The 18025-nt window shown below is 68.6% G+C and carries 18 protein-coding genes; 11 read left to right on the forward strand and 7 right to left on the reverse strand.

Going from position 1 to position 18025, the window contains the following annotated elements:
* Both ABRP18_RS02265 and ABRP18_RS02270 read left to right on the forward strand, forming a co-directional pair.
* Positions 1–1149, forward strand: coding sequence for an ABC transporter permease (locus tag ABRP18_RS02265; protein WP_058631602.1), 1149 nt, complete (start codon positions 1–3; stop codon positions 1147–1149).
* Positions 1149–3395: a glycoside hydrolase family 3 N-terminal domain-containing protein gene (locus ABRP18_RS02270; protein ID WP_349885452.1), complete on the forward strand. Its 2247-nt coding sequence runs from the start codon at positions 1149–1151 to the stop codon at positions 3393–3395. The genes ABRP18_RS02265 and ABRP18_RS02270 overlap by 1 nt, the downstream gene beginning before the upstream one ends.
* Positions 3396–3506: 111 nt before the next feature.
* On the opposite strand, the gene soxR is transcribed toward ABRP18_RS02270, so the two are convergent.
* Positions 3507–3956, reverse strand: a complete 450-nt coding sequence (soxR, locus tag ABRP18_RS02275) for a redox-sensitive transcriptional activator SoxR (RefSeq protein ID WP_082108542.1) — start codon at positions 3954–3956, stop codon at positions 3507–3509.
* 119 nt (positions 3957–4075) lie between these two features.
* Between soxR and fdxA the strand changes: the two genes are divergently transcribed.
* Genes fdxA through ABRP18_RS02295 form a run of 4 tightly spaced genes read left to right on the forward strand, consistent with a single transcriptional unit; the run spans position 4076 to position 6945 of the window.
* Positions 4076–4402: a ferredoxin gene (gene fdxA / locus ABRP18_RS02280; protein ID WP_046746806.1), complete on the forward strand. Its 327-nt coding sequence runs from the start codon at positions 4076–4078 to the stop codon at positions 4400–4402.
* Positions 4399–5772, forward strand: a complete 1374-nt coding sequence (locus ABRP18_RS02285; protein WP_349885453.1) for an FAD-dependent oxidoreductase — start codon at positions 4399–4401, stop codon at positions 5770–5772. Before fdxA ends, ABRP18_RS02285 begins: the two co-directional genes overlap by 4 nt.
* Positions 5769–6278, forward strand: coding sequence for a flavin reductase family protein (locus ABRP18_RS02290; protein ID WP_046746807.1), 510 nt, complete (start codon positions 5769–5771; stop codon positions 6276–6278). Before ABRP18_RS02285 ends, ABRP18_RS02290 begins: the two co-directional genes overlap by 4 nt.
* Positions 6279–6315: 37 nt before the next feature.
* Positions 6316–6945, forward strand: coding sequence for a superoxide dismutase (locus tag ABRP18_RS02295; protein WP_058631605.1), 630 nt, complete (start codon positions 6316–6318; stop codon positions 6943–6945).
* 24 nt (positions 6946–6969) lie between these two features.
* Here ABRP18_RS02295 and ABRP18_RS02300 read toward each other — a convergent pair whose 3' ends face one another.
* Positions 6970–7977 carry a LacI family DNA-binding transcriptional regulator gene (locus ABRP18_RS02300; protein WP_058631606.1) on the reverse strand — a complete coding sequence of 336 codons (1008 nt, stop codon included), beginning with the start codon at positions 7975–7977 and terminating at the stop codon, positions 6970–6972.
* A gap of 81 nt (positions 7978–8058) precedes the next feature.
* Positions 8059–9729 (reverse strand): glycoside hydrolase family 13 protein, encoded by a 1671-nt coding sequence (locus ABRP18_RS02305; protein WP_349885454.1) that lies wholly within the window; start codon positions 9727–9729, stop codon positions 8059–8061.
* A 226-nt stretch (positions 9730–9955) separates the two neighbouring features.
* Between ABRP18_RS02305 and ABRP18_RS02310 the strand changes: the two genes are divergently transcribed.
* Entirely contained in the window at positions 9956–10387 is a 432-nt protein-coding gene (locus tag ABRP18_RS02310) for a DUF1761 domain-containing protein (RefSeq protein WP_046746813.1), read from the forward strand.
* Positions 10388–10399: 12 nt separating this feature from the next.
* Here ABRP18_RS02310 and ABRP18_RS02315 read toward each other — a convergent pair whose 3' ends face one another.
* Positions 10400–11296 (reverse strand): SDR family oxidoreductase, encoded by an 897-nt coding sequence (locus tag ABRP18_RS02315; RefSeq protein ID WP_193762450.1) that lies wholly within the window; start codon positions 11294–11296, stop codon positions 10400–10402.
* Positions 11297–11536: 240 nt separating this feature from the next.
* Here ABRP18_RS02315 and ABRP18_RS02320 point away from each other — a divergent pair, with 240 nt between their 5' ends.
* Complete coding sequence (locus ABRP18_RS02320; RefSeq protein ID WP_046746815.1) at positions 11537–12799, forward strand: hypothetical protein; 1263 nt, start codon at positions 11537–11539, stop codon at positions 12797–12799.
* A gap of 57 nt (positions 12800–12856) precedes the next feature.
* On the opposite strand, the gene purQ is transcribed toward ABRP18_RS02320, so the two are convergent.
* From purQ to ABRP18_RS02335, 3 genes are all read right to left on the reverse strand, one after another.
* Positions 12857–13564, reverse strand: coding sequence for a phosphoribosylformylglycinamidine synthase subunit PurQ (gene purQ, locus ABRP18_RS02325; RefSeq protein ID WP_061015104.1), 708 nt, complete (start codon positions 13562–13564; stop codon positions 12857–12859).
* Complete coding sequence (purS, locus tag ABRP18_RS02330) at positions 13561–13809, reverse strand: phosphoribosylformylglycinamidine synthase subunit PurS (RefSeq protein ID WP_017831295.1); 249 nt, start codon at positions 13807–13809, stop codon at positions 13561–13563. The genes purQ and purS overlap by 4 nt, the downstream gene beginning before the upstream one ends.
* Positions 13810–13887: 78 nt before the next feature.
* On the reverse strand, positions 13888–14421 hold the full coding sequence (locus ABRP18_RS02335) for an adenine phosphoribosyltransferase (protein WP_058631608.1): 534 nt from the start codon (positions 14419–14421) through the stop codon (positions 13888–13890).
* Positions 14422–14655: 234 nt separating this feature from the next.
* Between ABRP18_RS02335 and ABRP18_RS02340 the strand changes: the two genes are divergently transcribed.
* The 3 genes from ABRP18_RS02340 (at position 14656) to ABRP18_RS02350 (ending at position 18025) form a co-directional block, all read left to right on the forward strand.
* Positions 14656–15966: an ABC transporter substrate-binding protein gene (locus ABRP18_RS02340; RefSeq protein WP_113681443.1), complete on the forward strand. Its 1311-nt coding sequence runs from the start codon at positions 14656–14658 to the stop codon at positions 15964–15966.
* A 77-nt stretch (positions 15967–16043) separates the two neighbouring features.
* The gene (locus ABRP18_RS02345; protein ID WP_349885455.1) at positions 16044–17138 is read left to right on the forward strand and encodes a sugar ABC transporter permease; all 1095 of its coding nucleotides are present in this window, start codon (positions 16044–16046) and stop codon (positions 17136–17138) included.
* Positions 17135–18025, forward strand: a complete 891-nt coding sequence (locus ABRP18_RS02350) for a carbohydrate ABC transporter permease (RefSeq protein WP_046746820.1) — start codon at positions 17135–17137, stop codon at positions 18023–18025. Before ABRP18_RS02345 ends, ABRP18_RS02350 begins: the two co-directional genes overlap by 4 nt.

The raw sequence follows: 18025 nt of genomic DNA on the forward strand, positions 1-18025 counted from the left end.
ATGACCGTTCCCACCACTGCAGCGACCACAGCGCCCGACGGATCGGCCGTCGTCTCCGGCATGCCCGAGACCGCCACGCTGCGCACCCCGTCGACGGGAGCGCCGCCGCGCAAGACGTTCTGGTCGCAGCTCGCGCAGGCGTTCGCGATGTTCCGCAACCCCAAGTCGATCGCCGGGCTCATCATCCTCGGGGTGTTCGTGCTCATCGCGATCCTCGCTCCGTGGATCGCCCCGTACGGGCCGACCCAGAAGGACCGCACGGCGCTGCGTCAGCCGCCCTCCTGGGAGCACTGGCTGGGCACGACGCACATGGGCGAAGACGTGCTGAGCCAGATCATCTACGGCACCCGCGGTGTGATCGTCGTCGGATTCCTCGCGGCCTTCATCGCCACGATCATCGCGATCACGATCGGTGTGATCGCCGGCTACGTGCGCGGCTGGAAGAGCGAGTCGTTGTCGGCGCTGACCAACGTGTTCCTGGTGATCCCCGGCATCCCGTTGATCATCATCATCGCCTCGCAGTTCGAGAACCCGCCGCTGATCGTGATCGCCGCGGTGCTGGGGATAACCGGGTGGGCGTGGGGCGCCCGCGTGCTGCGCGCGCAGACCATGTCGCTGCGCAACCGCGACTTCATCCAGGCCGCGCGCGCGAACGGCGAGCCGCTGCGCCGCATCATCACGGTCGAGATGCTCCCGAACCTCATGGCGCTCATCGCCTCGAGCTTCGTCGGGACCGTGACGGCGGCCATCCTCGGTCTCACGACGCTGGCCTTCATCGGGGTGATCCCGGTGAGCAACCTCAACTGGGGGACCATCCTGTTCTGGGCGCAGCAGAACGGTGCGTTCCCGCGACTGTGGTGGTGGTACGTGCCGGCCGGGCTCTGCATCGCGATCATCGGCGTCGCGCTCTCGCTCATCAACTTCGGCATCGACGAGTACGTCAACCCGCGACTGCGCTCGGCGGGCGAGCGGGCCAGGGCGATGAAGAAGAAGGGGCTGAACGTGAACGACGCCGTCACCGCCGTCCGCAGCGTGCCCCTGCCGAAGAAGGCTCCCGATCCCGTAACGTCGGCGACCTCGTCCGACCCCTCCGGGCCCGGCGACGCCTCGACGACCCCGACACCGAACACGAACCAGAACACGAAGTGATGACCTCTCAGACTCTGACCACGCAGCTCCCGTACCAGGACCCCGCTCTCTCGATCCCCGAGCGCGTGGCCGACCTCCTCAGCCGCATGACGCTGGAGGAGAAGGTCGGGCAGATGCTTCAGCTCGACGCTCGCGACGACATCGACGACCACATCGCGCGGCGCCATGCGGGCTCGATCCTGCACACCTCGCCCGAGCGCATCCTGCGAGCGAACGAGCTCACGGCGCAGACCCGGCTCCGCATCCCGCTCCTGGTGGGGGAGGACTGCATCCACGGGCACTCGTTCTGGCCGGGGGCGACGATCTACCCGACGCAGCTCGGCATGGCCGCGTCGTGGGACTCCGCGCTCGTCGAACGCGTCGCCCGTGCGACGGCCGAGGAGGTCGCGGTCACCGGTATCCACTGGACGTTCTCGCCCGTGCTGTGCATCGCCCGCGATCTGCGCTGGGGTCGCATCGACGAGACCTTCGGTGAAGACCCGTTCCTGATCGGCGAACTGGCTTCGGCCATGGTGCGCGGCTATCAGGGTGACGGACTCGACGACCCCACGGCCATCCTCGCGACCGCCAAGCACTTCGCCGGATACTCCGAGACGCAGGGTGGGCGCGACGCGAGCGAGGCCGACATCTCCCGCCGCAAGCTGCGCTCGTGGTTCCTGCCGCCGTTCGAGCGCGTCGCCCGCGAGGGCTGCCGCACGTTCATGCTCGGCTACCAGACCACCGACGGCGTGCCGATCACCACCAACGACTGGCTGCTCAGTGACGTGCTGCGCGGCGAGTGGGGCTACACCGGCACGCTCATCACCGACTGGGACAACGTCGGTCGCATGGTGTGGGAGCAGCGGATCCAGCCCGACATCACGCACGCGGCCGCGGCTGCCGTGCGGGCGGGGAACGACATGATCATGACCACGCCCGGCTTCTTCGAGGGAGCGCTGGATGCCGTGGCGAAGGGCATGCTCGCCGAGGACGCCTTCGACGCCGCCGCCGCCCGCATCCTGACGCTGAAGTTCGAGCTGGGGCTCTTCGAGAACCCGCGCCTTCCTAGCACCGCGCTCGACACCGTGGTGGGCAGCGTGGAGCACGCGGAACTGAACCTCGAGGTCGCCCGCCGCTCGCTCGTGCTGCTCGAGAACGACGGCGTGCTGCCGCTCGACCCCACGTCCGCGCTGAAGGTCGCGGTCACCGGCCCCCTCGCCGACGATGCGCAGACGCAGCTCGGCGACTGGGCCGGCGGCTCCGGTCAGGCGGGATGGCTCGACGGTCAGCCTCGCGAGATGATCACGACCGTGCTCGACGGCCTGCAGACGATCGACGGCTGGAGCGTCACCCACGCCCGCGGTGCCGACATCCTCACGCTCGAGGAAGACCCGCAGGGTCCGTTCTTCCCCGACAAGCAGCCGCGTCCGCCGGTGGTGAGGGCCTGCGAGCCCGACGCCGCTCTGATCGCGGAGGCCGTCTCGGCCGCATCCGACTCGGACGTCGTCGTGGCGGTCGTGGGCGATCGGATCGAGCTCGTCGGCGAGGGCCGCTCCACTGCGACCCTCGAGCTCATCGGCGGGCAGAACGCCTTGATCGATGCGCTCATCGCGACCGGGAAGCCCGTCGTGATCGTGCTGCTCGCCTCGAAGCCGCTCGTGCTCCCGGCGTCCGCATCGAAGGCGGCAGCGGTGATCTGGGCGGCGAACCCCGGCATGCAGGGTGGGCGCGCGCTGGCTGACATCATCTCCGGGGCAGCAGAGCCGTCCGGGCGCCTGCCGATCTCGTTCGCGCGCCACGTAGGCCAGCAGCCGACGTACTACAACCAGATCCGCGGACAACACGGCGACCGCTACGCGGACCTCACGCAGTCGCCCGCCTGGGCGTTCGGAGAAGGTCTGTCGTACACCACCGTGGAGTACTCCGACCTCGTGCTGGAGGAGACCTCGCTGGCGGAGTCCGACACGATCGTCGGGCACGTCACGGTGTCGAACACGGGGGTACGGCCTGCACGCGAGACGGTGCAGGTCTACGTGCGCGACTCGGTGACGAGCGTGAGCTGGACCGACAAGGAGCTCAAGACCTTCCGTCAGGTCGACGTCGCCCCGGGGGAGTCCGTACGGGTGCGCCTGGAGCTGCCGGTGTCCGACTGCACGATCGTCGACGCCGCGGGCACGCGTCTGGTCGAGGCCGGCACGTTCGAGCTGCTGGTGGGCCCGAGCTCCCGCGACGACGTGCTCCTCTCCGCGGACTTCGAGGTGCGCTGACCCGCTCCCTGTCGAGACCCACTCTCCTCGCCCAGACCCACTCCCGCCGGCGCATGCGGCGATGGGTCTCGGCGGCGGGAGTGGGTCTCGCGGCGTTCGCAGGCGAGTGGGTCAGTCCTGCAGGCGGTGCGGGCCGGCGCCCTGAGTGCCGAGCGCGTCGTCGGGGTTGAGCAGGCCGCAGGCCTTCATCGACAGGCAGCCGCAGCCGATGCATCCGGTGAGTTCGCGTTCGAGCCGTTCGATGCCTTCGCGGCGTTTCTCCAGCTCGCGCTTCCAACGTCGGGAGGCCCGCTGCCAGTCCTCGTGGCTCGGGGTCTCGGTCAGTGGTACGTCGGCGAAGGCCGTCTGCACGTCGGAGAGCGGGATGCCGAGGCGCTTCGCGACCGTGATGAGCGAGACGCGGCGCAGCATGTGCCGTGCATAGCGACGCTGGTTGCCCGGCGTGCGGGTCGACGCGATGAGGCCGAGGCCCTCGTAGAAGTGCAGCGCGGAAGCGGCGACCCCCGTGCGTCGGGTCATCTCGCCGATCGTGAGCGGTTCGTCGGGTGCATGCGGACTCATCCGGCCGCCTTTCCTTCGATTTGACCTCAAGTGTACTTGAGGTTTTACGGTAGTCATGTGGCCCGGCAAGGGCTGATCGACCTGAACGAGGACAGCGTGACCCGAACGAAGACCCTGCGATGACCTATGTGATCGCCCTGCCGTGCGTCGATGTGAAGGACAAGGCCTGCATCGACGAGTGCCCTGTCGACTGCATCTACGAGGGCGAACGCTCGCTCTACATCCACCCCGACGAGTGTGTGGACTGCGGCGCCTGCGAGCCGGTGTGCCCGGTCGAGGCCATCTTCTACGAAGACGATCTGCCCGATGAGTGGCAGGACTATTACAAGGCCAACGTCGAGTTCTTCGACGAGATCGGGTCTCCCGGCGGTGCCGCGAAGACGGGCACGCTGACGTTCGATCACCCGATCATCGCCGCGCTCGCGCCCCAGGGGGAGCACGCATGACCGCCGCCGGATCACCCGCCGTGGAGCCGCGCATCGCCATCGTGGGGGCGGGCCCTGCGGGCATCTACGCCGCCGACATCCTGCTCGACCGTGACCCCACCGCAGCGATCGACCTGTTCGAGAAGCTCCCGGCGCCGTACGGTCTCGTCCGCTACGGCGTCGCGCCCGACCATCCCCGCATCCGGAAGATCACCGACGCCCTGCACGAGGTGCTCGTGAACCCACGCATCCGGTTGCGGTGCAACGTCGAGATCGGCCGTGACGTCGAGATCGACGAGCTGCGTGCCGCATACGACGGAGTGATCGTGGCGACGGGTGCCGACCTCGACGTCGCTCTCGACATCCCCGGCATAGATCTCCCCGGCTCGTTCGGCGCCGCCGACTTCGTCGCCTGGTACGACGGGCACCCCGATGCACCGCGCACCTGGCCGCTCGCCGCCGAGTCGGTCGCCGTTCTCGGGGCCGGCAACGTGGCGCTGGATGTCACGAGGATCCTGGCCAAGCACGCCTCGGCGCTGACCCACACCGACACCCCTGATGCCGTGCTCGACCAGCTCGCGGCCAGCCCGTTGCGCGATGTGCACCTCTTCGCTCGGCGAGGACCGGCCGACGTGCGCTTCTCGGCCATGGAGTTGCGCGAGCTCGCCGAGCAGGACGACGTCGATGTGATCGTCGACCCCGAAGAACTCGCTCTCGACGAGCACGCCGAGCGGATGGTCGCGCAGTTCTCGCAGCGGCGCATCATCGTGCGCACCATGACCGAATGGGCCGCCGTCGACCCCGCGACGCGCACGGCCTCGCGCCGCATACACCTGCACCTGCGGCAACGCCCGGTGCAGCTGCTGGGGACCGACTCCGTGACCGGCATCGAGATGGAGCGCACCGCGTCAGACGAGCTCGGTCGCATGGTCGGCACCGGCGAGCTGCTGCGCTACGACGTCGGAGCGGTCTACCGTGCCGTGGGATATCGATCGACGCCCGTGCCTGGGATGCCGTTCGACACTACGCTCGGAGTCGTGCCGCACATCGAAGGTCGAGTCGTCGACGCGGAGGGCGTCCCGATCCCCCGGCTGTACGCCACGGGCTGGATCAAGCGCGGGCGGGTCGGACTCATCGGCTCGACCAAGTCGGACGCCGCGCAGACCATCGGCCACGTCGTCGACGACCTCGGATCGGTCGAGCTGGAAGCGCGTGACGATGATCCGATCGCCCACCTGTCGCACGCGGTCGACCTCGATGGCTGGCTGCGGATCGATGCCGCGGAGCGTGGGGCGGGAGCAGCCCGTGGCCGTGAGCGGACGAAGATCGTCGAGCGCGAGGAGATGCTGACGCATGCGAAGCAGGAACAGATGATGGAGGCCGGTCGATGACCGCGACACCCGTGCCCACCCCGATCGGCGAAGGGCTCAAGGCCGCGTTCCGCACGCATCCCGCCGGCGTCGCGATCATCACCGCGAGCACCCCGGACGGGCCGGTCGGCCTCACGGCGTCGAGCGTCGCCTCGGTGGCGGTCGACCCCGCGGCGATCGTGTTCTCCGTGACCAGGGCGACGGGGTCCGCGGGAGCGATCCTCGGAGCGGACACCTTCGTGGTGCATCTGATCGACGACGAGCACTCCGACCTCGCGCAGAGCTTCGCGGTCAGCGGCTCCGAGCGCTTCACCCCCGAGCAGGGGTGGGCGACGCTGCCGACCGGAGAACCGCACCTCCCCGAGGCCAGGGCGGCGCTGCGGTGTCGCACCATCGAGACCGTCGCAGTGGGGTCGTCGACCGTGGTCATCGCCGAGGTCATCGAGGTGCTGCCCGGTCCGTCCGGGCGTCCTCTGGTCTACCTCGACCGCCGATTCCACTCGCTCCCGCACGACCCCGAGCACTGATCCGCACCCACCGATAGCACCATCGAAAGGAAGCACAATGTCCACTCTCTACACGCTCCCCGAGCTCCCGTACGACTACTCCGCGCTCGAGCCGCACATCTCCGGCAAGATCATGGAGCTGCACCACTCCAAGCACCACCAGGCGTACGTGACCGGCGCGAACACCGCGCTCGAGCAGCTCGCCACCGCACGCAGCGCCGGCGACCTCGCGAACGTCAACAAGCTCGAGAAGGACCTCGCGTTCAACCTCGGCGGCCACATCAACCACTCCGTCTTCTGGCAGAACCTCTCGCCCGAGGGCGGCGGCGCTCCGGAGGGCGAGCTCGAGGCCGCGCTCGTCGACGCATTCGGATCGATCGATGCGTTCCGGGCGCACTTCACCGCGACCGCGCTCGGTGTGCAGGGATCGGGCTGGGCCGTGCTCGCCTGGGACAGCGTGGGCGCCCGCCCCGTGATCTTCCAGCTCTTCGACCAGCAGGGGAACGCACCGCTCGGCGTCACCCCGCTGCTGCAGCTCGACGTCTGGGAGCACGCCTACTACCTCGACTACCTCAACGTGCGCGCCGACTACGTCAAGGCGTTCTGGAACCTGGTGAACTGGCCTGACGTGCAGCGCCGCTTCGAGGCTGCTCGCACGGCGACCGAGGGCCTCATCGTCGCGAGCTGATCGGTGACGACGGCTCGCCTCGACCTACAGGAGGCGGGCCGTCGTCCCGCGCACGTTCAGCTCGTACGGAAGTGCAGACGGGATGTGCACGGCATCCGGGGTGGCGAGCTTGGCAAGCACCGCATCCGCTGCCCGCTCGCCCTGCCCGAGCGGGAACTGATCGACCGTGGTCAGGCGGAAGAACTCGCCGAGCTCGTGCCCGTCGATGCCGACGATCGACAACTCCTCCGGCACGTTGAAGCCGAGGTCGCGCGCGGCGAGGATCGCCCCGATCGCCATCTCATCCGACGCCGCGAAGACCGCGGTCGGGCGGGGGCCCGGCCTGCCGAGCAGCTGCTTCGCCGCCCGGTAGCCGCCCTCCACCGTGAAGTCGGCTGGTTCGAGGAAGGCGTGGTTCAGCGGGATCCCTGCCGTGGCGAGTGCCTTCTCGAAGCCCAGACGGCGGTTGGTCGGGATGTGGAAGTCGATGTCGAACTCGGGGTTGGCTCCGATGTGCGCGATGTCGGTGTGGCCGAGGCTGATCAGATGCTCGGTGGCCAACTGCGCGACGGCGACGTCATCGACGGTCATGGTGTCGAGCTTCGGGTTCGGACCGCCGATCGCGATCACGGGGAGTCCGAGGTCGAGCAGGTACTGCGTCTCGTCCTCGTCGAGCTCGATCGACACCGCGATCACGGCGTCCACGCGCTGCCGTCGCAGGAAGGTGTCGAACACGTGTCGGCGCACGTCCTTGTCGGCGGTGATGTTGTACAGCGTGATGTCGTAGCCCTCGCGCATCAGCGCGGCCGAGACGCCGGAGAGCACCGTGCTGAAGAACCACCGGTCGAGGAACGGGACGATGACCCCGACGTTGCGGGTGCGACCCGATGCCAGGCTCGACGCACGGGACGACACCACGTAGCCGAGAGTCTGCGCTGCGGCCTGCACCCTCTCCTTCGCGGATTCGGACACGTGGCCGCGACCGCTCAGTGCGCGCGAGACGGTCGCGGTGGAGACTCCGGCGAGCCGGGCGACCTCATCGATGCTGGCCATGGTTCCTCTGTCGAAAAGCTCCGGTCGCGGTGTGTGTCGCTTCACGCGGGCGTGGGCGACGACAACCGCGACCGGAGGGTGTCAGGCGTGGGTCGCGGTGGTGTACCAGACGGCCGTGTCGACCGGGATCGCGGCTCCTTCGAAGGGCTGGCTCTGCAGCAACACCAAGGCGTCTGCCGGCAGCTCGACGGGGGCGGTACCGAGGTTCGCGACCACGTGCACGTCACCACGGCGGAACGCGACCGCCTCGGGACCGGCGTCCTCCCACACCAGAGAGCCGCTGCCGAAGCCGTGCTCACGCCGTCCGGCCAGCAGGCGCTTGTACAGCGCGAGCGTCGACGCCGGGTCGACGTCTTCCACGTCGCGCGCGTAGGTCGCCCAGTCGGCGGGCTGGGGAAGCCACGACAGTCCGGTGTCGTTGAAGCCGAAGGCCGGAGCCTCTGCGTTCCAGGGCAGCGGCACGCGGCACCCGTCACGTCCGTAGCGTGCGCCGTTCGTGCGGAACCACGTCGGGTCCTGACGGTACTCGTCCGGGATCTCCATCGCCTCGGGCAGCCCGAGCTCTTCGCCCTGGTAGAGGTAGGAGGAACCGGGCAGAGCCAGCATCAGGGTCGTCGCAGCGCGAGCGCGAGCCAGTCCGGTCGCGGTGTCCGGCTTGTCAGGGGTGTTCGGTCCGATGCCCTCGCCCTGGGGGTTGTCGGAGGTGAGTGCGAGGCGCGTCGCGTGGCGCACCACATCGTGGTTCGACAGCACCCACGTGCTCGGGGCGCCGACCTCACCGAACGCGTCCAGCGACTCGCGGATCACGTCGCCGAGCTTCTTCGCGTCCCACTCCGTCATCAGGTACGGGAAGTTGAAGGTCTGGTGCATCTCGTCCGGGCGCACCCAGAGCGCGGTCTGCTTGAGGGTGGGCATCCAGGCCTCGCCGCACAGGGCGCGGTCGCCGTCGTACTCGGCGAGCACCTTGTGCCAGTCGCGGTAGATCTCGTGCACGCCGTCCTGGCCCCAGTACGGCACGTTCGACTCGCCGCCGCCCATGGAGTCCGCGTCGGTCGGGGGCGTGTAGTCGGGCAGACCCTCGGTCTTGATCATGCCGTGGGCCACGTCCACCCGGAAGCCGTCGACACCGCGGTCGAGCCAGAAGCGCAGGATCGAGCGGAACTCCTCCTGCACCTCCTCGTTGTTCCAGTCGAAGTCGGGCTGCGTCGCGTCGAAGATGTGCAGGTACCACTGGCCGGGGGTTCCGTCGGCCTCGGTCACGCGCTGCCACATGCCGCCGCCGAACACCGACTCCCAGTTGTTCGGCGGGAGCTCGCCGTTCTCGCCCTTGCCGTCGCGGAAGATGTAGCGCGCGCGCTCGGGGCTGCCAGGTGCGGCCTTCAGTGCCTCCTGGAACCAGGGGTGCTGGTCGGACGAGTGGTTGGGGACGAGGTCGACGATCACGCGGATGCCGCGGGCATGCGCAGCCTCGAGCATGTCGTCGAAGTCGCCCAGCGTGCCGAACAGCGGGTCGACGTCGCGGTAGTCGGCCACGTCGTAGCCGGCGTCGCGCTGCGGGCTCGTCATGAAAGGACTGAGCCAGATCGCGTCGACGCCGAGCTCCTGCAGGGCATCGAGCCGGCTCGTGATGCCCGGCAGGTCGCCGATGCCGTCGCCCGAGGCGTCCGCGAAGGAGCGGGGGTAGATCTGGTAGATGACGGCGCTGCGCCACCACTCGGAACCGGGGGCTGCGATCTGCTCAAGCTGTGCCATGGGAACAGGCTAGTGCAAACGCTTACATTCATGCCAGGGCGGGGATCGAATCGGTTCGGCGTGCCCGACTTCCCTGGATCGCCCTGGCCGTTTGCATGACCGTTCCCCGCGTGCATGAGCGTCCCGGCTGTCCGAGTCATGCATCCGTCACAGAATCATGCAGGTGCCACCCGCACTTCCGCCCGTCCCGGGAGTATGGTGAGGCATCCGACGAGTGGAGGCTGTCATGGTTCCCGAGATCAACTACTGGGCGGTCCTGCTGGCCACCGCATCGAGCATGGTCGTCGGCTCGATCTGGTACGCGCCGAAGGTGTTCGGCACACGCTGGTCGAAGCTCGCGAACGTCGACATGGACCGGCCTGCCGCGACGGCGGTGTGGCCCATCGTCACCACCGTCATCGTGAGCTTCATCACGGCCTGGGTCCTCGCCGGTGCCTCGTCGATCGCCTGGCACTTCTACGGCGGATCCTTCTTCTGGGGAACGATCGTCACCGCGGTCACGCTGTGGGCCGGGTTCACGGCCGCACGCTTCATCACCCATGACGCTTTCGAGGGGCGATCGACCCGACTCACCACGCTCAACATCGCGCATGAGCTGGTCACGGTCGTGGTCATGGCACTGCTCATCGGCGTGTGGCCGCCGGCCCTCGCCTCCTGATCGCCCTGAGCGTCACGGGGTCGGCATGCCGCCGTTCACGTTCAAGGTCTCCCCGGCCACGTAGCTCGACTCCGCCGAGGCGAGGAACACGTATGCGGGAGCGAGCTCGGCCGGCTGTCCCATGCGCCCGAGGGGTGTGTCCTTCCCGAACTCGGGGAGCTTGTCCTGCGGCTGTCCGTCGCTGGGCTGCAGGGGTGTCCAGATCGGCCCCGGTGCCACGGCGTTCACGCGGATGCCCTTCGGCGCGAGCTGTTCCGCGAGGCCCTTCGAGAAGGCGTTGATCGTGGCCTTCGTCGAGGCGTAGTCCACCAGGATGCCAGAGGGCGAGTAGGCCTGGATCGAGGTGGTGTTGATGATCGTCGAGCCCGCGGGCAGATGAGGCAGGGCCGCCTTGGTGATCCAGAACATCGCGTAGACGTTGGTCTTGAAGGTGTCGTCGAACTGCTCGTCCGTGATGTCGGTCAGCGACTCCTGATACACCTGCTTGCCGCCGTTGTTGACGACGACGTCGAGGCCGCCCAGCTTCTCGACCGTCTCGGCGACGAGGGCACGGCAATACTCCGGGTCGCGCAGGTCGCCGGGGATGGTGGCGACCGTCGCGCCGGCCTCCCGCAGGATCTCGGCGATCCGGCTCGCGTCCTCTTCCTCCTGCGGCAGGTACGAGATCGCGACATCGGCGCCCTCACGGGCGAACGCGATCGCGGTGGCAGCGCCGATGCCGGAGTCGCCGCCCGTGATCAGGGCCTTGCGTCCGGTCAGGCGCCCGGTGCCGCGGTAGGACTCCTCGCCCAGGTCGGCGCGCGGGGTGAGATCCGCGTCGAGTCCCGGCTCCGGCATGTGCTGCTTCCGCGGTTCGATGTCGGAGTAGAGCGCGGACGGGTCGGTGAAGGTGTACTGGTCGCGGGACATGGGCGATCCTTTCGAGGCTGTTCGGGGGCGGGGTGACCATGCTGAGCGCCGGGCCTGGATCGCGCAAACGCCTTGCACGGGGATGACCCGTGCGCTACGAGAGGCGGGCATCGTCATCCCGTGGCGAAGTGTGGCCGAAAGGCACTTCACCGATCGACCGCTGTCATGACAGGCTACGCATCGTCCCCCGTATCACCCGTGCGTCCCGCCCGCGGGGGCTGTCGCCTTCGAGAGGTCACGATGTCCGGTTCTGCCCGCCGATCCGCCCCCTGGGTGACCGTCGCCGCGCTCGTCGTCGGCGCCGTGCTCGTGGGTGCTGCGCCTGCGGTGTCGGATGCCTTCGCGGCGCGAGCCGACACCCCGGCGGACCCGGTCGCGGACCCGGCAGCCTCGGTCGCGCTGGCGTACGAGTTCCTGGACGCGCGCACCGACGAGTTCTGCGACGGGGATGGCCGCTGTCTGCCGCGCAGCTACGAGGGTGGCTTCTTCACGACTCCGACCTGGGATTTCACGCCCTCCTTCGTCTACGACGACGCCCTCGTGATCATCGCCTACACCGCCCGCGGCCTTCCGGACGACCTCCGGCGCGCACGGGCGATCGGCGACGCCCTCCTCTTCGTGCAGGAGAACGATCCGATCGGCGACGGGCGCACCAGAGCGTCATACGAGCCGCACGGCATCCGTCAGGGGCGGGTGGAGATCACGGGAGCCGGCGCCTTCACCGGAAACCAGGCCTGGGTCGGGCTGGCCCTCGCCCGTCTCGCACACGCGACAGGGGACTCCCGATATCTCGACGGCGCGGTTCGGATCGGTGAATGGATCCAGGACCACACGGCGGACATGACCAGGGCGCCCTACGGCTACACCGGCGGTCAGCTCGAAGACGGCACTTCGCTGACGTGGAAGTCCACCGAGCACAACAGCGACATCGCCGGTTTCTTCACCCAGCTCGGCCAGCTCACCGGCGCCCGGGTCTGGACGGATCGGGCGGCGGTCGCCGCGGACTTCGTCGCCGCCATGCAGAGCGCAGACGGCCACGTGAACACCGGCACGGGCCTGGACGGCTCGACGATCAACACCCGTCCGATACCGCTGGACGCCCAGACCTGGAGCTCCCTCGCCACGGGCGACCCACGCTACGGTGCGGCGCTCGACTGGACGCTCGCCAACCTGCTGGCAACAGATGGTCCGTACACGGGGCCGTCGATCAGTGAGGTCGATACGTCCAAGGCGTGGTTCGAGGGCAGTGGACACCTCGCGCTCGCACTCACGCTGCGTGACGGCGACGGCGACGCCGACCGTGCTGAGACGCTTCTGAGCAGTATCCGGCTTGCGCAGCGCGATGCACCGAACGGCGATGGCAAGGGGATCGTCGCCACGTCGAGCGACGGCCTCGACTCCGGTTTCGGTGACCTGTACTACGCCAGCCTGCACACCGGCGCGACCGCCTGGTACCTGCTCGCAGCGGTCGGCGACAACCCGTTCGCCCTTCCGGTCGACTGAACAGACCGACCTGAACCGATTGGCGGCGTCGACTCGGTCCGATTCGCGGTACGGAGGCTAGGCGGCGACGCGGGCGACCGCGGCGATCGCGCTCGTGAAGAAGTCGACACCGTCGACTCCGCTGCGCATCGCGGCCGCGGTGTCGGGACCGAAGCCGGCCTCGGTGGCGTGCTCGGGGTGCGGCATCAGGCCGACGACGTTGCCCGCTTCGTTGGTGAGTCCGGCGATGTCGCGCAGTGATCCGTTCGGGTTGACCCCGGCGTAGCGGAACGCCACCAGACCATCGCCCTCGATGCGATCGAGCGTCTGCTCGTCGGCGATGTAGCCGCCGTCGGCGTTCTTCAGCGGGATCACGATCTCCTGCCCGGTGCGGAACGCATTGGTCCACGCGGTGTCGGAGTTCTCGACCGTGAGCTTCTGGTCGCGACGCACGAAGTGCTGGTGGTTGTTGCGGATCAGGCCGCCCGGCAGCAGGTGCGCCTCGACCAGCATCTGGAAGCCGTTGCAGATGCCGAGCACGGGCATGCCCTTGGCCGCAGCATCCTTGACCTCGCTCATGATCGGCGAGAGCGCGGCGATCGCGCCGGCGCGGAGGTAGTCGCCGTAGCTGAAACCACCCGGCAGGACGAGCGCGTCGACGCCTTCGAGGTCATGCGATCCGTGCCACAGGGCGACGGGCTCGGCGCCGGCGATGCGGACGGCGCGCTGTGCGTCGCGGTCGTCGAGCGAGCCCGGGAAGGTGATGACGCCGATGCGGACGGTCACTCCGCGACCTCGATGCCGACGACGTCCTCGATCACGGAGTTGGAGAGCACCTCGTCGGCGATGCGCTTGGCCTCAGCGAGAACCTCGTCGGTGACCTCGCCCTCGACGGTGAGCTCGAAACGCTTGCCGATGCGGACGTCGGTGAAGCCCTCGACGCCGAGACGGGCGAAGGCGCCGGAGACGGCTTTGCCCTGCGGGTCGAGCAGTTCGGGCTTGGGCATGACGTCGACGACGATGGTGGGCATGACGGCTCCAAGAGTCGCGGGCGGAGGGGCGCACCCAGTCTACTGCCCTCGCCGCATCCGCTCGGCGCCGTGGAAGAGTCAGGCGGAGTGGAAGACGGTGTGGAGGTCGCCGACCGCTTCGCGGCCGCCGAGGCCGTCGATCTCGAACAGCACGGAGATGCCGATCACGTGGCTGCCGAGGCGCTCGACCAGTTCGCGACCGGCGGCGAGAGTTCCTCCGGTCGCGAGCACATCGTCGATCAGCAGCACCCGCGAGCCGGCGGGCAGGTCGTCGTGCATCTCGATCGTGGCGGTGCCGTACTCGAGCGCATAGTCGACGGACGCCGCGGGCCTGGGCAGCTTGCCGGCCTTGCGGATCGGGATCAGGCCGACGCCTGCGGCGATGGCGGCGGCGCTGGCGAGGATGAAGCCGCGCGCCTCGATGCCCGCGATCACGTCGAACTGTCCGGCGAAGGGCTCGATGATCGCCTCCGTCGTCACGCGGAGGGCCTCGGCATCGGCGAGAAGAGGCGTGATGTCGCGGAAGATGATGCCCGGCTGAGGGTAGTCCGGCACGTTGCGGATCAGGGCTTCGGCACGGACGAGGGCGGGGGAGAGGGTGGCGTCGGGCACTGCCCAAGGGTACCGCCGGTGCGCGACTCCTCAGAAACACCGGCCCCGCTCCCCGCGAGGGGCTCGAGGCGGTGCCAGGAGCGAATTCTTGAGGAGCTGTGCACGGCCCCGGGCCCCCACCGGCGCGGCTTGACACCCGTGGGAGCGCTCCCATAGAGTGACTGCTCAATGCGTGGGAGCGCTCCCACGCGTCCCGAAGCACCACACCGCACGACCACCACAAAGGAGTGAACTGTGAACACACGTGCCCGCCACCGGATCCTCGCGATCGCCGCCGTGGCCTCCGCATCCGCCCTCGCCCTCGCCGGCTGCTCCGGCGACAACGGCGGCAGCGGTGACGCGAACGGCGACGAAGAGGTCACACTGACCGTGACCACGTTCGGAACCTTCGGCTACGAAGACCTCTACAAGGAGTACGAGAAGGCGCACCCGAATGTGAAGATCGAGGCGACGAACATCGACACCGGCGGCAACGCCCGCACCGATGCCTTCACCAAGATCGCTGCCGGCTCCGGTCTCAGCGACGTCGTCGCGATCGAAGAGGGCTGGCTCGGCGCGATCATGGACGTCTCGGACACCTTCGTCGACCTGCGTGACTACGGCATCGAAGACCGCAAGGACGATTGGGTCGACTGGAAGTACGGCCAGGCCACCGACGCCGAGGGCCGCGTGATCGGCTACGGCACCGACATCGGCCCGAGCGGCATCTGCTACAACGGCGCCGCGTTCGAGGCCGCCGGCCTCCCGAGCGACCGCGAGTCGGTGGCCGAGCTGCTGAACGGCGACTGGGCGAACTACTTCAAGGTCGGAGCCGACTACACCGCGAAGACCGGCAAGGCCTGGTACGACCACTCCGGCTTCGTCTGGAACGCCATGGTGAACCAGCTCGACGAGGGCTACTACACGAGCGACGGCAAGCTGAACGTCGAGGACAACGCCGAGCTCAAAGAGCGCTTCGAGCAGCTCGGGGCCGCGACCGAGGGCGGCCAGTCGGCCGCGCAGACGGCCTGGGACTGGAACGGCGGCAAGTCGTTCGTCGACGGCACCTTCGCCACCTTCGTCTGCCCGGGCTGGATGCTCGGTGTGGTGCAGGGTCAGGTCGAGGCCGGCGGCGGTGACGCATCGACCGGATGGGACTTCGCCGACGTGTTCCCCGGAGGTGCGGCCAACTGGGGCGGCGCGTTCCTGTCGATCCCGGAGTCGTCGCAGCACAAGGAGGCGGCGGCCGAGCTGGCCGACTGGCTGACCCAGCCCGAGCAGCAGGTGAAGCAGTCCGCTGCGGCGGGCAACTTCCCCTCGACGATCGAGGCGCAGGAGACTCTCGCGGCCGACGCGACGCCGAACGCGTTCTTCAACGACGCTCCCACCGGCGCGATCCTCGCCGAGCGTGCCAAGGGAGTCGTCGCGCAGTTCAAGGGCGCCGACGACTCGGTCATCCAGGAGAACGTCTTCGGGCCGGCGCTCAGCAGCCTCGACCGCGGTGACACCGACACCCAGGGCGCCTGGGACCAGGCCATCGGCCTGCTGAACGACCTCGTCGGCTGATCATCTCCGCTCCGACAGGCTCAGCGACCCCGCAGATCGGGGGGCTGAGCCTGTCGGAGCCCCGGCAAAGGACCCTCATGACTCTCACCGCACCGCCGGCGCAGCAGCAGCGCACCGCATCCGCGACCTCGGACGCCCCGGCGAGACGCTCCTGGCGCCACCGCCTCTCCCGGTTCGACCAGAACGCCTCGCCGTACTTCTACATCTCGCCGTTCTTCCTGCTGTTCGGGCTGGTCGGCCTGTTCCCGCTGCTCTACACGGTCTGGGTGGCCGTGCACGAGTGGGACCTGCTCAAGGGCGAGGGGGAGTTCGTCGGCGTCGGCAACATCGCCAAGATCCTCGGCGATGCCATGTTCTGGAACTCGATCGGCAACACCCTGAGCATCTTCCTGCTCTCCGCGATCCCCCAGCTCGCGGTCGCGCTGGTGATCGCCTACCTCCTCGACCGCGGGCTGCGCGCCCCGACGTTCTGGCGCATGAGCGTGCTCATCCCGTTCGTGGTCACCCCTGTCGCGGTCGCCATCATCTTCTCGAGCATCTTCAACGAGGCCGACGGCCTGGCGAACAACCTGCTCAACCTCATCGGCATCGCAGACCAGGAGTGGAAGCACAACACCGCCCTGTCGCACATCGCGATCGCCGTGATGGTGAACTTCCGCTGGACGGGCTACAACGCCCTCATCCTGCTCGCCGCGATGCAGGCCGTGCCGCGCGACCTGTACGAGTCCGCCGCCCTCGACGGGGCCGGTGCCGCTCGCCGCTTCTTCTCCATCACGATTCCCACGATCCGTCCCACCCTGATCTTCGTGATCATCACCGCGACGATCGGCGGCTTGCAGATCTTCGCAGAGCCGCGTCTGTTCGACGTGTCGACGGCCGGGGGCATCGGCGGCAGCGACCGCCAGTTCCAGACGACGGTGCTGTTCCTGTGGGAGCTGGCGTTCTTCCGGCGCAACCTGGGTGAAGCGTCGGCGGTCGCGATCCTGCTGTTCCTGCTGATCGTGCTCATCGGCGTGATCAACTTCCTCATCTCCCGACGCATCTCCACCGGGGATGCACCGAAGGGCCGCGCCGCCCGCCGCAGCGCGCGCACCGCCGGCGCGGCTGCGACCGCAGCCGCAGCCGCAGCCGGCACGACGATCGCCATCACGACCGAGGAGAACGCGCGATGACCGCCACGCAGGCGCTGAGCGTCCCCGAGAAGATCCGCCGGCGCCGTGCCGCCACCGGAGGCACGGCCGGCATCGGCAGCCGCCCCGGCTTCCTCACCTATGGCCTCCTCGCTGCCTTCATCATCGGCAGCGTGTATCCGCTGTGGTGGTCGGTCGTGGTCGCGAGCGGCACCAACGCGACGCGCGGGGAGACGCTGCCCCTCATCCCCGGCGGCAACTTCTTCACCAACGCCGCCAAGGTGTTCGACGCGATCCCGTTCTGGCTGGCGCTGGGCAATTCGTTCCTCATCTCGGGCATCATCACCGTCTCGGTGGTCACGTTCTCGACGCTCGCCGGATACGCGTTCGCCAAACTGCGCTTCAAGGGGCGCGACGGACTCATGGTCTTCGTGATCGCGACGATGGCCATCCCGACGCAGCTGGGCATCATCCCGCTGTTCATGCTGATGCGCGAGCTGGGCTGGACCGGATCGATCGGCGCCGTCATCGTGCCGACTCTCGTCACGGCATTCGGTGTCTTCTTCATGCGCCAGTACCTGGTGGACGTGATCCCCGACGAGCTGATCGAGGCTGCGCGCATGGACGGCGCGAACCAGTTCCGCACGTTCCTGACCGTCGGGCTCCCCGCGGCCCGGCCCGCCATGGCGATCCTCGGCCTCTTCACCTTCATGACAGCGTGGACCGACTACCTGTGGCCGCTGATCGTGCTCTCCCCCCAGAACCCGACCCTGCAGACGGCGCTCAGCCAGCTGCAGTCGGGGTATTACATCGACTACTCGATCGTGCTCGCCGGAGCGGTGCTCGCGACCCTTCCGCTGCTCGTGCTCTTCGTGGTCGCGGGTCGGCAGCTGGTCAGTGGCATCATGGCTGGCGCGGTGAAAGGATGA

The organism is Microbacterium sp. WHRI 7836 (assembly GCF_040223885.2).
In the GTDB taxonomy this organism is placed as follows: Bacteria; Actinomycetota; Actinomycetes; order Actinomycetales; family Microbacteriaceae; genus Microbacterium; species Microbacterium oxydans.

Coding starts and splice junctions, on each gene's coding strand:
- ABRP18_RS02285 (WP_349885453.1), top strand. CDS start 4,399: ATGACCGCCGCCGGATCACCCGCCGTGGAGCCGCGCATCGCCATCGTG.
- ABRP18_RS02350 (WP_046746820.1), top strand. CDS start 17,135: ATGACCGCCACGCAGGCGCTGAGCGTCCCCGAGAAGATCCGCCGGCGC.
- fdxA (WP_046746806.1), top strand. CDS start 4,076: ATGACCTATGTGATCGCCCTGCCGTGCGTCGATGTGAAGGACAAGGCC.
- ABRP18_RS02265 (WP_058631602.1), top strand. CDS start 1: ATGACCGTTCCCACCACTGCAGCGACCACAGCGCCCGACGGATCGGCC.
- purS (WP_017831295.1), bottom strand. CDS start 13,809: ATGCCCACCATCGTCGTCGACGTCATGCCCAAGCCCGAACTGCTCGAC.
- soxR (WP_082108542.1), bottom strand. CDS start 3,956: ATGAGTCCGCATGCACCCGACGAACCGCTCACGATCGGCGAGATGACC.
- ABRP18_RS02345 (WP_349885455.1), top strand. CDS start 16,044: ATGACTCTCACCGCACCGCCGGCGCAGCAGCAGCGCACCGCATCCGCG.
- ABRP18_RS02310 (WP_046746813.1), top strand. CDS start 9,956: ATGGTTCCCGAGATCAACTACTGGGCGGTCCTGCTGGCCACCGCATCG.
- ABRP18_RS02300 (WP_058631606.1), bottom strand. CDS start 7,977: ATGGCCAGCATCGATGAGGTCGCCCGGCTCGCCGGAGTCTCCACCGCG.
- ABRP18_RS02315 (WP_193762450.1), bottom strand. CDS start 11,296: ATGTCCCGCGACCAGTACACCTTCACCGACCCGTCCGCGCTCTACTCC.
- ABRP18_RS02295 (WP_058631605.1), top strand. CDS start 6,316: ATGTCCACTCTCTACACGCTCCCCGAGCTCCCGTACGACTACTCCGCG.
- ABRP18_RS02290 (WP_046746807.1), top strand. CDS start 5,769: ATGACCGCGACACCCGTGCCCACCCCGATCGGCGAAGGGCTCAAGGCC.
- ABRP18_RS02320 (WP_046746815.1), top strand. CDS start 11,537: ATGTCCGGTTCTGCCCGCCGATCCGCCCCCTGGGTGACCGTCGCCGCG.
- ABRP18_RS02270 (WP_349885452.1), top strand. CDS start 1,149: ATGACCTCTCAGACTCTGACCACGCAGCTCCCGTACCAGGACCCCGCT.
- ABRP18_RS02305 (WP_349885454.1), bottom strand. CDS start 9,729: ATGGCACAGCTTGAGCAGATCGCAGCCCCCGGTTCCGAGTGGTGGCGC.